Consider the following 3233-nt stretch of genomic DNA (forward strand, 5'->3'; position numbering starts at 1 on the left):
ATTATTCACCGGCCTGGGTCAAAAAGGCGCGACACACCGCTTCGGAGTACCAGCGTCCCTTGGCGACCATCTCCTCCAGCACCGGCTTGACGTGCTTGATATACCCCTTTTCCTTGGCCCGCAGCAGCAGCGAGAGGGTGCGGATCGCGGTCAAGCCGGCGTTCTTCGCCACTTGGTAGCCGAGATTTTCGTCGATGATCACGAACTCGGCGCCGACTTCCTTCGCCAAAATGATCGTCTCGGCCTCTCCCGAATCCAACTGAGTGAGCAGGAATTGCTTGTACAAGTGCCCCTGAATGCATCGCACCTCGATGAATGCGCTGTCGACCTGATCGTAGCCATACCCCGGCTTGGCCTTGATCTCCTGGTACACCGCCTCGGCAATGAGTATCTTCCCGAACAGGTGTTCCAGGAGATCGAGACGTCCGACCGCGGCGAGGGAAATGATCGGCGTCGTGTTGACCACGACCGTCATGGCAATTTGGCCACGTCGGCAAACACCTCGCGCATCTGCTCATCGTCATACGCGAAGACGACTTCGTGTTCGAGCTTCAGACGCTCGATGAACTCCAGCTTGTCGCAACCGGCCAACTCCGCCGCTTTGCCCAAGGACAGTTTCTGTTTGCGATACCACATCAAGGCGGACAGAAACCGCAGATCCCGCGTGAACTCCTGGGCATTTTCTTTCAGCGACAACAGGATCTCGTCGTTGACGGCAAAGGAGATGTTCATGGTTTTCTCGCATTGATTGATTGATCGTCTCCCGATCAGCCACGGACTTCGCCAGTCTTGCGGCCGCTTGCGAGTAGGTCTCCCCCGGTCGGGCGTCGGACTCGATCAATGACATCGGGACGCCATAGATCACGGGCGCGGGCGTTGGCTTGTCTGGCGCCGGGGCTTTCTCGGTGAAGGCGAACACCAGATGCGTGACGACGCGACCGGCTTTGCGTTGCGTGACACTCACGTTGAGCGGCGAGTGCGCGTTGATCTGGGCGACGGCTGGGGCGATCACCCACTTCTTGAAATCCTTGATGCTGCTGTACTTGCCCGCAAGCTGTAGGGCGTTCCTAAGCCATTCTAACGCCACTTCTCGCTTGCCCTCACCACGCCATTGGACAAGTAATTCGTACAAGCGGATAGCGTAACTTGATGTCATTTTGGCGACATCTGATAGCGCGTACTGCGTGAATTGCTCTGTTAACTGCGTCAGGTAAGGGATGATGTCTTTGCTGAATCGGAGTTCAACACGTCCGGCATCTTCAATATAGGCGACAGTCTGTACCCAGCGCGTCACCAAAACTGGCCTTTTACCCTTGCCATTCGGCTCGCCGTAGATCATCACGCGGCGCTCAAAAAAACGTCCAGCCGCTTCCTTCACGTCCCTGTAAACGGTTGTCGTTGTGCCGGATTCTGTCAGTTGTGCGATGTCCTGCACGGTGACGCGGTACATGTGTTCGTCGGTTAGTGGTTCCTGTGGCCTGACCTGGGCGATGCAGGACAGGATCAGACGTTGCTCGCCGATGGTGAGTCGGTAGGACGCTTCAATCAGCGCGTTCGATTTGCAAACTCGTTGCTTGTCCATCGGCTATTAAGGTAAATGTTTTAAGTGCTCCTAAAATACTATTTAAGAGAGGTTTTTACGACTCCTAAAATTTCGTCATTCCCTCCCCTTCAATTCGTCATTTCCTCCCTTTATAGCGATTTACTCCTTTTATTACATTTAAAACTAAAAACGCGCGCGCGATCTCCTTCGCCTGTGGATAACTTTGCGCGTCGCAAACGACGGTTATTTTTCCTGATACCCCGGAGCGGTCGGCAAGGGCGTCAAAGAGGTTCAGCAGGGGGAGCGGTCGGGATGCTCCGCGCCATCCTGATACCTCGGAGCGGACCGTGAGGCGTCCATCAAAGGCCGCAGCCCCAGACAAGTTCGATCCCTTCGTCTTTCACATCGGCAATCCAAGATGCAGTTTGATCGCGTCCTCAACGTCCAGCAGATCCGTCTTGGATAAAACGCCAAGCCGACGCTTCAGCCGCGACTTATCCGCCGCCATGATTTGATCGGCCATCGCTTTGCTGGTCTGGCCCGCCACGGTCACCAAGGTTTCGCTGGGATACTGGCGTCCGGTCTGACTGGTCAGTGGGACCACAACGACCCGCGCCAGATGCCGATTCGCCGCATCGTTGCTCACGATCACCCCTGGGCGCGTTTTGCGGATCTCGCTGCCAACCGACGGGTCGAATTCGACCCACCACACCTCACCGCGCTTCATCGGCAACGTCTCGCGCAAGTGCGTTACACCATTCCTGCGCCTCCGCTTCGCGCACCGCATCCGCCGCCATGGCTCGATAACCGTCATCCAGACTGGTATCCAGCACATGCGGCCGTACCAAGTCCTCGATGAACTGGCTCATCCGCCGCTTGCCCACGCGCCGGTACAGACCCTCATAGACCGCTTCATCGAGCGTAATCGTCATCCGTTTATGCATTTTGGTCTCCATAAAGCGTTATGCGTATAACGTATATTAGTATCTGTCGTTCCTTGGTGCCAGTGATCCCTACGGGGAGCAGTAAGTGGGCGCTTGTGCTGAACGGATTCCGTCAGATCTGATAGGAAGCGGCTGGCGAGCTTCGCGGGAGTGGCTTAACGCACCCTGTGTCGATCAAATGAATGGATTTTTCTTTATCGCCGTTGAAAATACGTTAAGATTAGATCTTATTATTTTTGTCATGCAAAAATAAGGAGTGAGTGTATGCCGACCAAAAAACGCGCCGAAATCGGCTTTGACCTGAGCGAACTGACGCAGCAGATGTCACCACAAGCAGCTGGAACCTCAGCGCCGGCGGCATCCGCTTCCGTGGCCACAGACCTGGCATTGGGGCGCCCCCGCACCCTGCCGCAGGGCACGGCGTCCTTGAGCGTACGCATCACCCCTGAGCAGCGACGGTGGCTATTACGCGAGGTCGCGCAGCGGATGCTCGCGACGGGGGAGCGGCAAGACGCCTCGCAACTCATCCGCGAACTGATCGACCAAGCGCGCGCGCGCGCCTGACGACGATGCAGGTCGTGGCCTTTTTCGGCACCAAGGGCGGCACCGGCAAGAGCACGCTCAGTCATCTGCTGGCCTACGGCGCGTCGCTCCATGCCGTCCCCGCGCTGGTGGTGCATACCGACGCGCGGGCGCCGGAGATCCACCAGGGACGCCCCTACCACTACTTCGACGGACGCGACCCG

Annotated in this window: 5 protein-coding genes and 1 pseudogene; 1 reads left to right on the forward strand and 5 read right to left on the reverse strand. The window is 57.2% G+C overall.

The genetic code is table 11. From position 1 onward, the window contains the following. Position 1 precedes the first annotated feature (1 nt). The 5 genes and pseudogenes from QZY48_RS21295 to QZY48_RS21315 form a co-directional block, all read right to left on the reverse strand. Positions 2 to 475 (reverse strand): DUF3368 domain-containing protein, encoded by a 474-nt coding sequence (locus QZY48_RS21295; protein WP_295434933.1) that lies wholly within the window; start codon positions 473 to 475, stop codon positions 2 to 4. Then, entirely contained in the window at positions 472 to 732 is a 261-nt protein-coding gene (locus tag QZY48_RS21300) for a UPF0175 family protein (RefSeq protein WP_295434935.1), read from the reverse strand. Before QZY48_RS21300 ends, QZY48_RS21295 begins: the two co-directional genes overlap by 4 nt. A gap of 187 nt (positions 733 to 919) precedes the next feature. After that, a pseudogene (locus QZY48_RS21305) lies at positions 920 to 1582 on the reverse strand (replication initiation protein); the annotation flags it as partial. A 361-nt stretch (positions 1583 to 1943) separates the two neighbouring features. Next, positions 1944 to 2288 (reverse strand): type II toxin-antitoxin system PemK/MazF family toxin, encoded by a 345-nt coding sequence (locus QZY48_RS21310; RefSeq protein WP_295434937.1) that lies wholly within the window; start codon positions 2286 to 2288, stop codon positions 1944 to 1946. Continuing rightward, positions 2257 to 2487 (reverse strand): addiction module antitoxin, encoded by a 231-nt coding sequence (locus tag QZY48_RS21315; protein WP_295434938.1) that lies wholly within the window; start codon positions 2485 to 2487, stop codon positions 2257 to 2259. The genes QZY48_RS21310 and QZY48_RS21315 overlap by 32 nt, the downstream gene beginning before the upstream one ends. Before the next feature lie 264 nt (positions 2488 to 2751). On the opposite strand from QZY48_RS21315, the gene QZY48_RS21320 reads away from it, so the two are divergent. Continuing rightward, positions 2752 to 3051, forward strand: coding sequence for a hypothetical protein (locus QZY48_RS21320; protein ID WP_295434940.1), 300 nt, complete (start codon positions 2752 to 2754; stop codon positions 3049 to 3051). Positions 3052 to 3233 lie beyond the last annotated feature (182 nt).

The organism is uncultured Thiodictyon sp., from assembly GCF_903828115.1.
Taxonomy (GTDB): domain Bacteria; phylum Pseudomonadota; class Gammaproteobacteria; order Chromatiales; family Chromatiaceae; genus Thiodictyon.